Here is a 16,761-nt window from a genome sequence, read left to right on the forward strand (position 1 = left end):
TTATGTCAAATGGTTTAAATGACTAAAATTACAATGCTTTTTTAAGTATAAAAGGTTTTTTAGAGTTGTTGATCTCGTTGTCTGCGTTTATCATATTTGAGATCTTTAAGCAGATTAGATTTGATGCCTATGAAGAAATTCCATGAATTGTATGTGCCAAATGGAACCCAACTAAAATTTAATCGCCAAGATAGAAGGTCGCGTTCAAATCTAAATTGCGTTAATGTGAAACCTTGATTTACAAAATCGTAACCTGATGATGCTCCAACAGACCATCGAGGAGACAATTCTACATCACCTGAAAACATTAAAGAATGTGAGGATATTTCATTTTGTCTAGTGTTATTCGAGTAATTTACCGCATATGCTAAACGTAAACTCCATGGTATTTTGTAATTGTAAAGCTCAGAGGGTTCTTCTTTATCTTGTTTCGGATTTTCTTCATCAGAAAGTCTTCGATCTGCAAAATCTTGAGGTTTACCAAATAAATCATCTGCTCGTCCTCCACTTCTTAACGATTCTACTATAGCAGCTTGATCTTCACTCCCAGAGCCATCAAAAGCTTTACTAGAAATCGTATAGTTCATATTTAAATTGGCAGTAGTTAACCTAAATAAGCTTCCTCCATTATCAATATTATACTTATTAATTCTTGTATTGTTATTATTAAGCGCATATGGATCTAAAGTGGCTCCAAAGTTGATGCTCATTTTGTCTTTTAAAATTGTGGTTCCGCCAGTGACTCTCACAGGACTCCATTTTAAAGAGTCGGCAGCAAAGTTATATGAGGTTGAGAAATTGAGGTTATTTAAAATTTTCACTTTTTTAGCTTCAGTAGCTGTGCTGTCATTATCTCTTACTTTAGCCTCAAAGTTGTTTCCAACTGAAATTCCTAAAGAGCTGGAGAAATTCTGATTTGGAACTCCAAAAATAGACCCCTGAAAACGCGTGTATTCTTCTCTTCTTAGATCATCTGTAGTGGTTCCATCTGCGTCAATGACTTCAAATGAATCGTAATATTGGTCAAAAGCCGGATTTATATTATAACTAATAGATGGTCTTATGACGTGTCTTATAGCCTGTATCTTTGGGTCTTTGCCTTCTTTTTTAAAGTTAAATAAACCATAAACAGTTGTTCCAATACTTGTACTGAGGTTGTAGGTGTAAAAACGGTCAAAACCTTTAAGGTCTTCGGTTATAATGTCACCATTTTCATCCTGAAATTTGTTAATGGTGTTGTAAGTCCAGTTCTCTTCAAAATTAACACCAGCACTCATGCTAAAATATTTAAACACTTTGAAGTTGGTGGTAATTGGTATAGAATGCAAGGCTCCAATTTTAGCTTCATCAAACATTTCTTTTTTGAAAAATAAAGAGTCTGTAGTTTGAATTCTGTTTTCTGCTCTTACGTTATATTGAAAGTTTATATTTTGAATGATTCCTTTTTTTGTTCCTACTTTTGGTGCAAAAGGAAAGACACGACTCACACTACCTTGAAAAGTAGGTAAGGTCATGTTAATGGCTTCGGTATTGGTATTTTGTGAGTGTGTAGCTGTGACACTCATATTAGCTTGAGGTTCTCCTTGAAATGTTTTGGAATAGGATATAGAGGATGCTAGCGTGTTGTTTTGAGAGTTAGAAAGATTAAGCTGATTTATAGATTGCCTGAAATATGTGCTGCTTCCTAAGTTAACTGAAGCAGAAAATCTTGAGTTAGGATTTGCTTTTGCATCTTGGCTATGAGACCATCTTATATTGTATATTGTAGATTTTGAGAAATCTGGAAATCCTCTCTCACTATTAATTAGGTTCTCATACCTGATACTTAAATTTCCATTAAATCTATATCGATTAGCATAGTTGCTCTCAAATCGTAAACCATAACTACCATTCGTATAATAGTCACCAAGAACAGCTAAATCTATATAATCACTTATAGCAAAATAGTAACCTCCATTTTGTAAAAAATAACCTCTGTCATTACCATTATCTTCACCAAAAGAAGGAAAAATAACTCCAGATGTTTGTTTGTCACTCATTGGAAAATATGCAAATGGTAAACCAATAGGTGTTGGTACATCGTAAATAAACATATTGGCCAAACCAGTAACGACTTTCTTTCCAGGTACAATTTTAGCTCTTCTCATTAAAAAATAATATTCGGGATCATCCAGATTTTCAGAAGTAGTAAACTTTGCATTCTTAACAAAGTATACCGAATCATTTTCTTTTTTAGTGATTTCAGACATGATGGTGCCACCACTTTGTTCAGTTCTGGAATTAAAAATAAGAGCCTTTTTAGAAACCGTGTTAAATATGATTGAATCTGGTTCTACAACATTCGATCCTTGAGTGAATACAGGAGATTGAGAATAAACACCAGCAGTATCTTTAAGTCGGCCAGCATATACCAAGTCTTTATTATGATCAATTACAATTATGCCAGAAGTAATAGTCATGTCTCCATACTTTACTTCAGCTTCATTGTAAAGTGTGGTTTGTTGTAACCGTTGGTTTAAGGATACATAATCTTTAGCTTTGTAGTAAACAATGTCTGTAAGAAACTCTTTTTTCTTAGGAACAGTATCATTGGATGTGCTATCAATTTCCTTGATTGGCATTGGCAATCCTATTAGCGAGTCTGTTTTTACAACTGTAGAATCAGTAATCGGTTTTGGTTTAATAGGATCCTTAGGTTTTGGCAATTCTTGAGCAAAGCAAAACATGTTGATAAACACGGTAAAACTTAAGATAAAAAGTATATTAAAGCTTTTTGTATGCAATGCTTTTAAATGTATTTTTGCTAAAGTATGGCTCGGTTTTTGAATTGCCAAAATTACATATATTTTTTATGATTAGTTTATAATTTAATCAATTTATAAAAAGTGTTGAAACTCAGTTGTAACAAGCATAAACTGGTGTTTTTAAAATAAACCGAAAGTATTAACCGTTAGTACAAGTATGAAAACGAACTTACAATATATAATCGTATCGATTGCCTTAACATTTACATGTTTTTTAACATCTGCAAATAATACAATCAACAATAAAGACAAGTTTATTGTTGTACTTGATGCAGGACATGGAGGACATGACTCAGGTAATTTAGGTAATGGTTATAAAGAGAGCGATATTGCGCTTAAAATAGTTTTAGCTGTTGGTAAAGAGTTAGAAAAAAACAATGACATTAAAGTTATCTATACCAGAAAAGATGACACGTTTGTTACGTTAAGAGGTCGTGCTAAAATTGCCAATGATGCTGGAGCAGATTTATTTGTATCTGTGCATTGTAACGCACACAACTCATCAGCCAATGGAACTGAAACTTTTGTACTTGGTTTACATGCCAATCAAAGAAACTTTGAAATAGCAAAGAAAGAAAATGAAGTGATATTTTTAGAGGCAGATTATCAAAAACATTATGAAGGTTTTGATCCTAATTCGCCAGAATCAATGATTGGTATTACCTTGATGCAGGAAGAATATTTAGAGCAAAGCATACGTTTAGCTCGTCTGGTTGAAGATAGTTTTAAGTACAAAAGAAAACGAAATAGTCGAGGTGTAAAGCAAGCAGGATTTTGGGTATTGCATAACACTTATATGCCCAGTATTTTAATAGAAACAGGGTTTCTGACCTATAAAAAGGAAGGTGCTTATTTAAATTCTCAAAACGGACAATCTAAAATGTCCAGTTCAATTATAGAAGCTATTTTAGCCTATAAAGAAAACCTAGACCAAAATATAGGAGAAAACATCTATGAAGATTTACCTTCAATAGAACCTGATAAAGCAAACACTAAAGTTGATTTATATGAAAACATAGTATTTAAAGTTCAAATAGCTGCTAGCTCGAGAGATTTAGAACCAAAGTCATATAATTTCAGTGGACTTACTCAGATCTCAAAAGAAAAAGTTAATGGTCTTTATAAATATTATTATGGAAGCACTTCAGATTTAAATGAAATTAGACGTTTAGAAATCATTGCAAAACAAAAAGGATATACAAGTAGTTTTGTAGTTGCCTTTGAAGATGGTAAACAAATTAAACTTTCAGAAGCGCTAAAATCAAGCTCAAATTAGAAACATTATTTATATATTTATTGCTAAGTTTGTTGTAACAAAATATTAGACGCATTGAAAATCTCAAGAGAAGTAAAAACAGCAATATTAGTCATATCTGGAATTTTACTATTCATTTTCTTATTCAATTATCTTAAAGGAGAAAATTTATTAGATTCTTCACGTACATATTATGCACTCTACGATAATGTAGAAGGTTTGGCACCTTCAACTCCTGTTACCATTAATGGAATGAATGTAGGAAAAGTAAAAAATATCGCTTTTAAAGGAGATGGTTCTGGAAAGTTATTAGTAACACTCTTAATTGACAATGATTTTCAATTTTCAAAAAACAGTAAAGCCGAGTTATATGATTTAGGCTTAATTGGTGGTAAAGCAGTAGCCATTATTCCTGCCTTTGACAATGCCGAAAATGCAACTTCAGGAACGTATTTGGAAACAACGGTTAAAGCAGGTATTACCGAATTGGTCAATCAGCGATTAACGCCTTTACAAGAAAAAATTGAAGCTGTAATGGAGAATACAGATTCTTTACTTACCAGTTTAAATGAAGTGCTGGACAGCGAAACCAAAGGTAATATCAAAGAGGGAATAGCAGAACTAAACGCTACAATAAAATCATTCAAAAGCACATCAATGTCTTTAAATAAGCTTGTAAATACCAATCAAGAAAGTTTAACTGCTACGATTTCAAACTTTGAAACCACCTCAGAGAATTTTTCTAAATTGTCAGATTCTTTAGCCAATGCTAATTTATCGCAAACCATCAAAGATTTGCAGTCAACAGTTAAGAATTTTGATGTAATGATGGCAGATCTCCAAAATGGAGAAGGCAGTATTGGAAAACTTTTAAAAGACGAAAGTTTATACAATAACTTAGAAGGCGCATCCAAACAGTTAGAAGAGTTATTACAGGATATGAAATTAAATCCGAAGCGTTACGTGCATTTTTCTTTATTCGGAAAAAAACCAAAACGATATGATGCTGAAGGAAATGAGATTAAGGATAAAGATTAAAAACTAACCATATTATGAGTTATATTCCACAAATATTGTTTGCTATAATTCTTACAGCAGGCATTGGTTATTTTGCTAGAAACGTAAAAAAACTCATCAGAAATATAAAACTTGGTCAAGATGTTGATGTCTCTGATGATAAACCACAACGCTGGAAAAATATGAGCATGATTGCTCTAGGGCAAAGTAAAATGGTAAAACGTCCAATTGCTGGCTTTTTACATGTTATTGTATATGTTGGTTTTATAATTATCAATATTGAAGTTCTGGAGATTATCATTGATGGTCTGTTTGGAACACACCGTATTTTTTCTTCTATCGGAAGCCTTTACGGAATTTTAATTGGCACATTTGAAATATTAGCAGTATTGGTTTTAGTGTCAGTAATTGTCTTTTGGATACGACGAAATGTGATTAAACTAAAACGTTTTTTAAATGCCGAAATGAAAGGTTGGCCGAAAAGTGATGGTAATATTATTTTGTATTTTGAAGTGGTTTTAATGTGTTTGTTTTTAATAATGAATGCAACAGATTTACAATTTCAAGAGATGAATTCTGGAAATGTAATCAGTCAGTATATGGCACCTTGGTTTAATGGATTTTCAGAAAGCACAATACATCTTATCGAGAGATCAGCATGGTGGCTGCATATCGTTGGTATTTTAGTATTTCTGAATTACCTGTATTTCTCAAAACATTTACACATTTTATTAGCGTTTCCAAATACATATTACGGAAAATTAACACCAAAAGGACAGTTTAAAAATTTAGAAGCTGTAACCAAAGAAGTTAAAATGATGATGGATCCTAACGTTGATCCATTTGCAGCTCCACCTGAAGGTGCTGATGCTGCTATGCCTGCTAAATTTGGAGCAAGTGACGTCCAAGATTTAAGTTGGGTGAATTTATTAAATGCATATACGTGTACAGAATGTGGTCGTTGTACTAGTGAATGTCCTGCAAGTCAAACTGGAAAAAAATTGTCTCCTCGTAAAATCATGATGGATACTCGTGATCGATTGGAAGAGGTAGGCAAAAATATAGATGCTAATAAAGGTGAGTTTAAAGATGATGGTAAACAATTGTTAGGCGATTATATTACCAATGAAGAACTTTGGGCTTGTACAAGTTGTAATGCTTGTGTTGAAGCATGTCCTGTTAGTATAGATCCTTTAGACATCATCATGCAAATGCGTCAGTATCTGGTTATGGAACAAAGTGCTGCACCAACAGAACTCAATACTATGATGACCAATATTGAAAATAATGGTGCACCTTGGCCATATAACCAAATGGATAGGTTAAACTGGAAAAATGAATCGTAAATCCTTATGGATAACACGTCAATGTTATGAGTGTATTGTATAAACTTTCATCAAAAACAAGGTTAGTATCAGGTTCAATTATATTCGTATTAGGAATGTTGTCTTTCCTTTATATTTATAAATACGACACAGGCTTTTTTGAAGGGTTTATTACAGGCATTTTAATTGGAATAGGATTTGGATTGGTGATTACATATAAAAAGAAAGAATAAACATGAGCGAATTACTTAAAGTGCCAACAATGGCAGAATTTATGGCTCAAGGCAAACAACCAGAAGTTTTATTTTGGGTTGGATGTGCTGGAAGCTTTGATGATAGGGCAAAAAAAATAACCAAAGCATTTGTGAGATTGCTAAATAGAGCTAATGTTGAATTTGCAGTTTTAGGAACCGAAGAAAGTTGTACTGGAGATCCTGCAAAGCGTGCTGGTAATGAGTTTTTGTTTCAAATGCAGGCAGTAACCAATATTGAAGTGCTTAATGCATACGAAGTTAAAACCATTGTAACTGCTTGTCCGCATTGTTTCAATACCATAAAAAATGAATATCCTGGACTTGGAGGCAATTATAAAGTCATGCATCATACGCAATTCCTAAAAGACTTACTTCATGATGGTCGATTAACTATTGAAGGCGGACAATTTAAAGGAAAACGCATTACATTTCATGACCCATGTTATTTAGGTCGTGCCAATAATGTATATGAAGCACCTCGTGATTTAATTAGAAAATTAGATGCTGAATTAGTAGAGATGAAATCTTGCAAATCAAGAGGATTGTGTTGTGGAGCAGGAGGAGCACAGATGTTTAAAGATGCCGAACCTGGAAATAAAGAGGTAAATATCGAAAGAACGGAACAAGCCCTTGAAACTAAACCTGAAATCATAGCTGCAGGTTGTCCTTTTTGTAATACAATGATGACAGATGGCGTAAAAAATAAAGAAAAAGAAGGAGAAATCGCTGTTATGGATATCGCAGAATTAATAGCTAATGCTCAAGACTTATAACCTATAATGAAAAGAGAAAGATTACCAATCAAAACACAACTAAAAATAGGTGTTGCTAGTGGTCTTTTTTTTGCTGTTAGTATGTCAGGATTTGACTATTTTTATAAGGAACCTTTTTCTATTTATAAATTCTTGTTTTACTTTGTTTCATTTGGCTTACTTATGGCTATAAGTTTTAGGTATAAGTATACAAAAGAATAGAAATTTAATGATTTAAACATTAGAATCATGCCTCAAATTAACATGAAAAAAGTAGTAATAGCAGCTCTTGTTGGAGGTCTTGTTTTTTGTGCTATTGTATTAGTTATAGATTACCTTTTAGGCCGAGGGTTTTCATGGCAACGATTAGGATTTTACTACATTTTTTCAACAATAATGTACGGTTTCCTAACTTATAGAAATTTTAAAAAACATAACAAATAATACGTGTTTAGCTAATGAAAACATTCAGATTGGTAATTATTGCTTTTTTTTTGGTAAACGTTTCGTTTAGTCAAGATAAAACTCGAGATGAAGTACTGCAATTAATTGCTGATGATTCTTGTTTATGTATAAAAAATGATACTACATTACTTGATTCAAGTAAGACAATGAAACAAAAACAAATGGCACTTGGTCTTTGTTTGTTAAAAAGCTATAATATAAGAAAAAAGGAATCAAGTGCTCTTGCAGATAAAGATGTCAATGATTTTGAAGCCTTAGCCGAAGAAGTAGGCTTTAAAATGGGAACAACCTGTGGAGATGTTTTCATTGATTTGTTTTCAGATGATCAACTTGGTGCTATGCTAGATGAAAGCGATGATGATGCTATGCTTCCACTGACATCTACAAAAGATGAAAATGATTTGAATATTGAAGCAAAACTACTCTCAATTGATAATGAAGTTGTTTCTTCTTTTACAGTTAGTGATGCCTTTGGTAAAACGCATTCCTTTCTTATTTCGCAAGAATTTGAAGGTTATAAGCTTTTAGTAAAATCTAATATCAAACAAAATTTTAGAATTTTTTATAAAGAAGCAGATTACTTTGACTTAAGTGAACGTCGTTATGTAAAAAAGAAAATTATTAAATATCTAGAAAAGATTTAAATTATATGTTAGTTGATTTCAATTCATTACCCGAAGAATCTAGAGTTTGGATCTATCAAGCCAATCGCTCATTTACTGAACAAGAAATCTCAGAAATACAAGATAAACTGAATACATTCATTGAAAACTGGACAGCTCACGGAAGTGATTTGCAGTCAGGATATACCATAAAATACAAGCGATTTATTATTATTGCTTTGAATCAAAATCTCAATAAAGCTACAGGTTGTAGTATTGATGCATCGGTACATTTTATGCAACAATTAGAAAAAGATTACAATGTAGATTTAATGGATAAAATGAATGTGTCTTATAAACAAGGAGATTACATCGCGTATAAAACACTGTTAGATTTCAAAAAGATGGCTAAAGAGAAGGCTGTTTCAAAAAACACAATTGTGTTCAATAATATGGTAACTAATATCGCAGAATTCAACGAAAACTGGGAAGTACCTGCCAGTGAAAGTTGGCATAGTAGATTTGTGAAATAAATCCAGTTTCAGTATAATATGGCCAACGATATTTTTTTAATGAACATTTCTGGACATGATAAACCAGGATTAACGTCTAGTTTAACAAATGTCTTATCACAATATGGCGCCAAAATTTTAGATATAGGACAGGCAAACATTCATGACACTTTATCTTTAGGCTTTATGTTTGAAATTGAATCGGGACGAGATTCAGCTTCCGTATTAAAAGACTTATTATTCAAATCTTATGAATTAGAGGTCGTAGCTAAATTTACTCCAATATCTCTTGAAGATTATGAAAAATGGGTGCAATTGCAAGGTAAAGACCGTTATATAATTACCATTTTAGGAGAAAAATTATCAGCAGAACAAATATCTCAAGTCACTAAGGTTATTTCTGATAAAAACTTAAACATCGATGCTATTAAGCGTTTGACAGGTCGAACGTCGCTGGTCAATAAAGAGGAGTATCCTCGTGCCTCCATTCAGTTGTCTATTAGAGGAAAAATTGATTGTAAAGCAGATTTCACCGAAAAATTCATGCAGATTTCAAGAGATTTAGATGTCGATATAGCATTTCAGGAAGATAATATTTATAGACGAAACCGACGCCTCGTGTGTTTTGATATGGATTCTACACTTATTCAAACTGAAGTTATAGACGAACTGGCTGAACTGGCTGGAGTTGGTCCGGAAGTAAAGGCCATTACAGAGTCTGCAATGCAAGGAGAGATAGATTTTAATGAGAGCTTTATAAAACGAATGACACTTTTAAAAGGCTTGAGTGAAAAAGTACTTCATAACGTTGCTGTCAATTTACCAATTACAAAAGGCGCTAAAAGACTAATTGATACTTTAAAGAGCTACGGATTTAAAACCGCTATATTATCTGGTGGATTTACCTTTTTTGGTGACTATTTAAAAAAAGAGCTAGGCATAGATTATGTATATGCTAATCAATTAGAAATAGAAAACGGTATTTTAACTGGAGGTTATCTAGGCGAGATTGTTGACGGAAATAAAAAAGCAGAGTACCTTAAGGAAATTGCTAAAATGGAAGGTATCGATATTAGTCAGACAATAGCAATAGGCGATGGAGCAAACGATTTGCCAATGCTTAATTTGGCTGGTTTAGGTATCGCTTTTCATGCCAAACCAACTGTAAAAGATAATGCCCAAAGTTCTATATCAAGTATTGGCTTAGATGGTGTGCTTTATCTATTAGGTTATCACGACAGACATATAGATCTAATTGAATAATTGAATGTCTTAGTTTGTTTACAAACTTCTTTATAAATCTATCTTAAAGTCTTTATTCTTCATGCTAAAAATACTATTTTGGCATAGTTTTTAGTTATGTGTATTAGACTTCAAAATGTAGATTAGATTTATGCGATATATATTGTCCCTCATCACTATTATTATTTTTTCAAATACTGTTGTTTCTCAAGATAACAATCATCCTTTACTTGCTAAAGATATTCAAGCCCAAAAAAAATGGGTAGATAGCCTTTATAATGGCATGTCTTTAAAAGAGAAAGTAGGACAATTATTTATGGTTAGAGCCTTTTCTAATCAGTCTCAAGATCATGTAAATGCAATAGCGAAGCTTATAAATGAAAATCATATAGGAGGTTTGATTTTTTCAACAGGAGGACCTGTTCGGCAAGCAAAACTCAATAATTTGTATCAGGCCATTTCAAAAACACCTTTGTTAATCGGCATGGATGCAGAATGGGGTTTGAGTATGCGATTAGATTCTACCTATGCTTTTCCTTGGAATATGACACTTGGAGCTGTACGTGACAATGCACTTATTGAACGTACAGGATATCATATTGGTGAGCATTGTAAACGAATTGGAGTGCACTTTAATTTTGCTCCAGTAGTGGATATCAATACAAATCCTAAAAACCCGATCATTGGAAACCGTTCTTTTGGTGAAGACCGCAATAATGTCACCGAAAAAGCATTAGCTTTTATGAAAGGTATGCAAGATGCAGGTGTGTTGGCTAATGCAAAACATTTTCCTGGTCATGGTGATACCGAAAGCGATTCGCATAAAACGTTGCCTACGATACGTTTTGATGAAAAACGTATTGATTCTGTAGAATTATATCCTTATCGAAAGCTTATCGAAAAAGGTTTATCTAGTGTTATGGTTGCGCATTTAAACGTGCCTAGTTTAGAGCCTCGTAATGGATTTCCATCCTCACTTTCAGAACATATTGTGACAGACATATTAAAAGATTCTTTAGGATTTAAAGGATTGATTTTTACGGATGCTCTTGAAATGAAAGGAGTTTCAAATTATAGTGTTCCAGGAGAAATTGATTTGGCTGCTTTCAAAGCCGGAAATGATGTACTTCTGATTTCTGAAGACGTTCCCAAAGCCATCGAAAAAATCATTGAAGCTTACAATAAAAAAGAGATTTCTGAGGAACGCTTAGCCCATTCCGTTAAAAAAATATTGATGGCAAAATATAAAGTCGGACTTCAATATTATATTCCAATAGGAACAGCAACCTTGTATGAAGACCTTAATCGTATTGAAGATGATTTGCTATACGAAGAGCTATTAGAAAATGCCATTACAGTGGTGAGAAATAAATCAGAGGTGTTGCCATTACGAAACCTTCAAACAAAAAAAATAGCTTATGTTCAATTTGGTGATGATGATGGAACAACGTTTTACAACGAATTGAAAAAATATAGTAAAGTGCATCGTATTGAAGCTGAAAAGCTAGATGAAATGATTACAAAACTTCAAAACTATAATACAGTTATTATAGGCTTGCATCGTTCTAATAAACACGCTTGGGAGAAGTTTGAATTCACAGATAAAGAATTAGTCTGGCTTTATGAAATAGCACGAACCAATACAGTAATTCTTGACGTATTCACAAGACCTTATGCTCTTATCGATTTAAAAACGGTTGAAAATATTGATGGTATTGTAATGAGCTATCAGAATAGTGAGATTGCTCAACAAAAATCTGCTCAAGCCATTTTTGGTGCTATTCCAGTTAAAGCAAAATTGCCAGTATCTACAGGTGACTATTTTAAGGTTAACGATGGGATTACCTACAATTCACTAAATTCTTTGAGTTATGGTTTGCCAGAACGTGTAGGAATGAGTTCTGAACTTTTAAAACGTGTTGATTCGATTGCAAATTATGCGGTTGATAATGAAATGACACCTGGTATTCAGTTGCTTATCGCTAGAAGAGGAAAGGTTATCTACAATAAAAATTTTGGGCATCATACCTACAGTAAAGAGCAAGCTGTCAAGTTTGATGATGTGTATGATGTGGCTTCACTAACAAAGATATTAGCCACTTTACCACTCATTATGGAATTAGAAGAAAAAGGAGCAGTTACTTTAGATACCAAATTGTCTAAAATGCTACCTGAATATACGTCTTCTAATAAAAAAAATGTCACTATAAAGCAGATGCTTTCACATTATGCAAGGTTAAAGCCTTGGATTCCCTTTTATGCAGCTACTTTAGATTCGGTTACAAAAAAACCAGATCTAAAATATTACAGAAAGGAGGCAAGCTCTAAATTCAATATTAAAGTTGCTGAAAATTTATACCTGAGACAAGATTATCCAGATTCGATTCAAAAAATAATAAAAGACAGTGATTTATTATCCAGTTTACGCTATCGATACAGCGATATGCCATATTATATTTTAAAAAAATACATTGAGAAATATTATAATAAGGGTCTGGATGAATTGGTTCAGGATCATTTTTATCAATCTTTAGGAGCAAATTATACTACGTATAACCCATCGGTTAAGTTTAGTGATTTAAATATTATACCTACCGAAGTTGATGATTATTACCGTTATCAGGAAGTTCATGGCTACGTTCATGATATGGGAGCAGCCATGCAAAATGGAGTTGGAGGTCACGCAGGTATTTTTAGCAATGCAAATGATGTCGCCAAAATTATGCAGATGTATTTGCAAAAAGGTTATTACGGTGGAAAACGATATATAAACACAGAAACCTTAGATAAGTTTAATACCTGTTACTATTGTAACGATGACAACAGACGAGGTATTGGTTTTGATAAACCACAGTTAGGAGAAGAAGGTCCAACATGTGGTTGCTTATCTATGACAAGTTTCGGGCATTCTGGATTTACAGGAACTTACGCCTGGGCAGACCCTGAAGAAGAAATTGTATATATCTTTTTGGCCAATAGAACGTATCCAAAAGCAGGAAAAAACCTGTTGCTTAGAGAGAATATCAGAACCAATATCCAAGAAGCCATCTATGAAGCTATTATAGATTAATGATATCTAAAACCTTTCAAAATGTTAAAACGCTTCTCATTACACTGTATTAATCTTTATCTTTACAGTGAGTCTAATTAATTAGTTGAGTTGTCGGTTTATAGAATTCAAAACACTTCTCAGCTTAAACCCATATTCAATGAGAATAGGAATTGTATGTTACCCAACCTTTGGTGGTAGTGGAGTTGTAGCCACAGAATTAGGATTAGAGTTATCAAAACGCGGACATGAAATTCATTTTATTACGTACAGTCAACCTGTGCGATTAGAATTGTTGAGTAACAACGTGCACTATCATGAAGTTACTGTTCCTGAATATGCTTTGTTTTTGTACCAGCCTTACGAGTTAGCATTGTCTAGTAAGTTAGTGGATATGGTCAAACTTCACAATATTGAAATTCTTCATGTGCATTATGCAATACCTCATGCTTATGCTGCCTATATGGCAAAAAAGATGTTACAGGAAGAAGGTATTTACATTCCAATCGTTACTACACTTCACGGAACAGACATTACCTTAGTTGGAAGTCATCCATTTTATAAAACTGCCGTAACATTTAGTATCAATAAATCTGATGCTGTGACTTCGGTATCTCAAAGTTTAAAGGACGATACATTGCGTTTATTTGATATTAAAAATGAAATAGATGTGGTTCCAAACTTTATCGACTTAGACAAATACGAAAATCATTTTACGGATTGCCAGAGAGGAATGATGGCAACAGATGATGAAAAAATAATCACACATATCAGTAATTTTAGAAAAGTCAAACAGATTCCTGATGTCATTAACGTGTTTTATAATATTCAAAAGGAAATGCCAGCTAAATTGATGATGGTTGGTGAAGGACCAGAACGTGAACCAGCAGAACAGCTGTGTGAGAAATTAGGTATTAGTGATAAAGTAGTTTTCTTCGGAAACAGTAACGAAATAGATAAGATACTTTGCTTTAGCGATTTGTTTTTATTGCCTTCTTTAACTGAAAGTTTTGGTTTAGCAGCTTTAGAAGCTATGGCATCTGGAGTTCCTGTGATTTCAAGTGATACTGGAGGGATTCCCGAAGTGAACACCCATGGTGTTTCAGGATATTTAAGTCCGGTTAATGATATTGAAAACATGTCTAAAAATGCCATTTACATTCTCAGCGATTTGAAGCGTTTGTCTGAATTTAAAGCAAATGCGAAAGAAGAATCAAAACGATTTGATATTCATGCCATTGTTCCGCAATATGAAAAAATATATGAAGATACATTACGCAAATGTTTAGTGCTGTAAAATTATTATACTCATGAAAAAAGTACTTCAAATTGCAAACGGATTAGCGTTAGGTTCGACGGTATTTGTTAATTATTTATCAAATACAGGTATGATGAATGATACGACTATAGGAGAGGTTTCAGGAGGTTTAAGAACCTTATTTACACCAGCTGGTTATGCGTTTGCAATTTGGGGATTAATTTATATAATGCTTTTAGGTTTTGCTATCTACCAAGGAAGAAGTTTAGTCATGAACGTTAGAGATGATGAATTTGTAACTAAAACTGGTTGGTGGTTTGTGCTATCATGTATTGCTAATTGTGCTTGGGTTTTTAGCTGGATTTATGGCTATACAGGATTATCGTGCTTTTTTATCTTCTTACTGCTCATCTCATTACTCAAAATCGTATGGAATAATAGAATGGAATTATGGGATGCACCAATATCAGTCATTGTATTTTTATGGTGGCCTTTCGTAATTTATAGTGGTTGGGTAACCGTTGCGAGTATTGCAAATGTTTCAGCTTATTTAGTGAAGGTGGACTGGAATGGTTTCGGACTGTCTCCTGTAACATGGACCATCATAATGATAAGCATTGCAACACTTGTTAATTTGGCAGTGACCTGGAAACGCAACATGCGTGAATTTGCTTTGGTTGGAGCTTGGGCATTAATTGCTATTGGTGTTGCCAACCAAAACGGAGAACTTATTATTGTAAATATCGCTTACATTGCAGCTGGCATTTTAATCGTTAGTAGTTTTATTCACGGATTTTTAAACCGACAAACGAATCCTTTTAAAAAGTTGATAGCGTTTAAAAACAACTAAATCTTAGGTATCGAATAAATTAGCCTTACCTTTGCTGTTCATTAAAGAGGTAGCCTAAATAATAGTGTTTATCTCACAATTATTATTTATGTCATTTCAATCTTTAGGCTTGTCTGATGCCTTGTTAAAAGCAATTAGCAAAAAAGGATACGAAACTCCCAGTCCAATTCAAGAAAAAGCGATTCCTCCAGTATTAGAAGGTCGCGATGTATTAGCATCAGCACAAACAGGAACTGGAAAAACAGCAGGATTTACACTGCCACTTTTACATTATTTATCTGAAAACCCTAAAGAGAAATTCAGACCAATTCGTGCATTAATATTAACACCAACACGAGAGCTCGCAGCTCAGGTGCATGAAAGTGTTAAAGATTATAGTGAGTTTTTAAACATCAGTAGTATGGTAATTTTTGGAGGTGTCAATCAAAAACCTCAAGTTGCCAGATTGCGGCAAGGTGTCGATGTTTTAATTGCAACTCCTGGACGTTTATTAGATTTACACAATCAAAATCTATTGTCTATTAAACGTGTTGAGGTGTTTGTTCTTGATGAAGCCGATCGTATGCTCGATATGGGATTTTTGAGAGATATAGAACGTATCATGAAATTGATGCCTGAAAAACGCCAGAATTTGATGTTTTCTGCTACCTTTTCTAAAGATATTAGAAAGCTGGCTAATGGTATTTTGAATCATCCAGTTCAAGTGGAAGCCACTCCAGAAAATACAGCGGTAGAAGCTATTTTTCAAAAGGTTTATCGTGTAGCCAAAGGAAAGAAAACAGATTTAATTATCAAGTTGATTTCTGATGGCAACTGGAAGCAGGTTCTTGTGTTTACACGAACAAAACATGGAGCAAATAAACTTTGTAAAAAAATGATAAGTTCTGGAATTACAGCAGCTGCTATTCATGGTAATAAAAGTCAAGGAGCAAGAACCAAAGCCTTGGCTGGTTTTAAAAATGGAAGTGTAAAAGTACTGGTCGCAACAGATATTGCTGCTCGTGGATTAGACATACCTTTATTGCCTCATGTAGTGAATTTTGAGTTGCCCAATATTTCTGAAGATTATGTACACCGAATTGGCAGAACAGGAAGAGCAGGAGCAAACGGACAAGCTATATCTTTGGTAAGTGCAGATGAAACAACGTTTTTAAGAGATATTGAAAAGTTAATCGGACAAGATATTGAAGTAGAAATTTTAGAAGGATTTGAACCAGATCCAAATGCCTCAACAGAACCAATTAGACCTGGTCAAAACAGACAAGCACGAAATTCTCGTAAATCTGGATCTAAGAATTCCAAGACATCTGGAAGAAACAGAACCAATAGAAATAAGAATAATAATTCCAGACATCGTAACGACAGGCGAAATTAAA

14 protein-coding genes are annotated in these 16,761 nt (G+C 33.4%); 13 read left to right on the top strand and 1 reads right to left on the bottom strand.

Annotation, left to right across the window (positions count from 1 at the left end):
* Window positions 1–59 precede the first annotated feature (59 nt).
* Window positions 60–2,834 (bottom strand): putative LPS assembly protein LptD, encoded by a 2,775-nt coding sequence (locus ACRHNM_RS10620; RefSeq protein WP_431136380.1) that lies wholly within the window; start codon window positions 2,832–2,834, stop codon window positions 60–62.
* Between the two features lie 127 nt (window positions 2,835–2,961).
* On the opposite strand from ACRHNM_RS10620, the gene ACRHNM_RS10625 reads away from it, so the two are divergent.
* The 13 genes from ACRHNM_RS10625 to ACRHNM_RS10685 all read left to right on the top strand — a co-directional run bounded on the left by ACRHNM_RS10625 (window position 2,962) and on the right by ACRHNM_RS10685 (window position 16,760).
* Window positions 2,962–4,080: an N-acetylmuramoyl-L-alanine amidase family protein gene (locus tag ACRHNM_RS10625; protein ID WP_431136382.1), complete on the top strand. Its 1,119-nt coding sequence runs from the start codon at window positions 2,962–2,964 to the stop codon at window positions 4,078–4,080.
* A gap of 54 nt (window positions 4,081–4,134) precedes the next feature.
* Entirely contained in the window at window positions 4,135–5,097 is a 963-nt protein-coding gene (locus ACRHNM_RS10630; RefSeq protein WP_431136384.1) for an MlaD family protein, read from the top strand.
* 14 nt (window positions 5,098–5,111) lie between these two features.
* Entirely contained in the window at window positions 5,112–6,422 is a 1,311-nt protein-coding gene (locus tag ACRHNM_RS10635; RefSeq protein ID WP_431136386.1) for a 4Fe-4S dicluster domain-containing protein, read from the top strand.
* A gap of 26 nt (window positions 6,423–6,448) precedes the next feature.
* The gene (locus ACRHNM_RS10640) at window positions 6,449–6,634 is read left to right on the top strand and encodes a hypothetical protein (protein WP_431136388.1); all 186 of its coding nucleotides are present in this window, start codon (window positions 6,449–6,451) and stop codon (window positions 6,632–6,634) included.
* A gap of 2 nt (window positions 6,635–6,636) precedes the next feature.
* Entirely contained in the window at window positions 6,637–7,428 is a 792-nt protein-coding gene (locus tag ACRHNM_RS10645; protein ID WP_431136390.1) for a (Fe-S)-binding protein, read from the top strand.
* A gap of 6 nt (window positions 7,429–7,434) precedes the next feature.
* A complete protein-coding gene (locus ACRHNM_RS10650) occupies window positions 7,435–7,629 on the top strand; it encodes a hypothetical protein (protein ID WP_431136391.1) in 195 nt (64 codons plus the stop codon).
* Window positions 7,630–7,865: 236 nt separating this feature from the next.
* The gene (locus ACRHNM_RS10655; RefSeq protein ID WP_431136393.1) at window positions 7,866–8,516 is read left to right on the top strand and encodes a hypothetical protein; all 651 of its coding nucleotides are present in this window, start codon (window positions 7,866–7,868) and stop codon (window positions 8,514–8,516) included.
* Window positions 8,517–8,521: 5 nt separating this feature from the next.
* Entirely contained in the window at window positions 8,522–9,007 is a 486-nt protein-coding gene (locus ACRHNM_RS10660; RefSeq protein WP_431136395.1) for an ABC transporter ATPase, read from the top strand.
* 18 nt (window positions 9,008–9,025) lie between these two features.
* Complete coding sequence (gene serB, locus ACRHNM_RS10665) at window positions 9,026–10,249, top strand: phosphoserine phosphatase SerB (protein ID WP_431136397.1); 1,224 nt, start codon at window positions 9,026–9,028, stop codon at window positions 10,247–10,249.
* A gap of 130 nt (window positions 10,250–10,379) precedes the next feature.
* A complete protein-coding gene (locus ACRHNM_RS10670; RefSeq protein WP_431136399.1) occupies window positions 10,380–13,298 on the top strand; it encodes a glycoside hydrolase family 3 N-terminal domain-containing protein in 2,919 nt (972 codons plus the stop codon).
* Between the two features lie 139 nt (window positions 13,299–13,437).
* Window positions 13,438–14,574 (top strand): N-acetyl-alpha-D-glucosaminyl L-malate synthase BshA, encoded by a 1,137-nt coding sequence (gene bshA / locus ACRHNM_RS10675; protein ID WP_431136401.1) that lies wholly within the window; start codon window positions 13,438–13,440, stop codon window positions 14,572–14,574.
* Between the two features lie 13 nt (window positions 14,575–14,587).
* Window positions 14,588–15,385, top strand: a complete 798-nt coding sequence (locus tag ACRHNM_RS10680; protein ID WP_431136403.1) for a tryptophan-rich sensory protein — start codon at window positions 14,588–14,590, stop codon at window positions 15,383–15,385.
* An 88-nt stretch (window positions 15,386–15,473) separates the two neighbouring features.
* Complete coding sequence (locus tag ACRHNM_RS10685; protein WP_431136405.1) at window positions 15,474–16,760, top strand: DEAD/DEAH box helicase; 1,287 nt, start codon at window positions 15,474–15,476, stop codon at window positions 16,758–16,760.
* Window position 16,761 lies beyond the last annotated feature (1 nt).

Source organism: Psychroserpens mesophilus (assembly GCF_050617655.1).
GTDB classification, from domain to species: Bacteria; Bacteroidota; Bacteroidia; order Flavobacteriales; family Flavobacteriaceae; genus Psychroserpens; species Psychroserpens mesophilus_A.

What these genes read in the sequence shown, in the direction of transcription:
- ACRHNM_RS10625 (WP_431136382.1), top strand. Translation starts at nt 2,962, where the DNA reads ATGAAAACGAACTTACAATATATAATCGTATCGATTGCCTTAACATTT.
- ACRHNM_RS10635 (WP_431136386.1), top strand. Translation starts at nt 5,112, where the DNA reads ATGAGTTATATTCCACAAATATTGTTTGCTATAATTCTTACAGCAGGC.
- ACRHNM_RS10640 (WP_431136388.1), top strand. Translation starts at nt 6,449, where the DNA reads ATGAGTGTATTGTATAAACTTTCATCAAAAACAAGGTTAGTATCAGGT.
- ACRHNM_RS10645 (WP_431136390.1), top strand. Translation starts at nt 6,637, where the DNA reads ATGAGCGAATTACTTAAAGTGCCAACAATGGCAGAATTTATGGCTCAA.
- ACRHNM_RS10650 (WP_431136391.1), top strand. Translation starts at nt 7,435, where the DNA reads ATGAAAAGAGAAAGATTACCAATCAAAACACAACTAAAAATAGGTGTT.
- ACRHNM_RS10655 (WP_431136393.1), top strand. Translation starts at nt 7,866, where the DNA reads ATGAAAACATTCAGATTGGTAATTATTGCTTTTTTTTTGGTAAACGTT.
- ACRHNM_RS10660 (WP_431136395.1), top strand. Translation starts at nt 8,522, where the DNA reads ATGTTAGTTGATTTCAATTCATTACCCGAAGAATCTAGAGTTTGGATC.
- serB (WP_431136397.1), top strand. Translation starts at nt 9,026, where the DNA reads ATGGCCAACGATATTTTTTTAATGAACATTTCTGGACATGATAAACCA.
- ACRHNM_RS10670 (WP_431136399.1), top strand. Translation starts at nt 10,380, where the DNA reads ATGCGATATATATTGTCCCTCATCACTATTATTATTTTTTCAAATACT.
- bshA (WP_431136401.1), top strand. Translation starts at nt 13,438, where the DNA reads ATGAGAATAGGAATTGTATGTTACCCAACCTTTGGTGGTAGTGGAGTT.
- ACRHNM_RS10680 (WP_431136403.1), top strand. Translation starts at nt 14,588, where the DNA reads ATGAAAAAAGTACTTCAAATTGCAAACGGATTAGCGTTAGGTTCGACG.
- ACRHNM_RS10685 (WP_431136405.1), top strand. Translation starts at nt 15,474, where the DNA reads ATGTCATTTCAATCTTTAGGCTTGTCTGATGCCTTGTTAAAAGCAATT.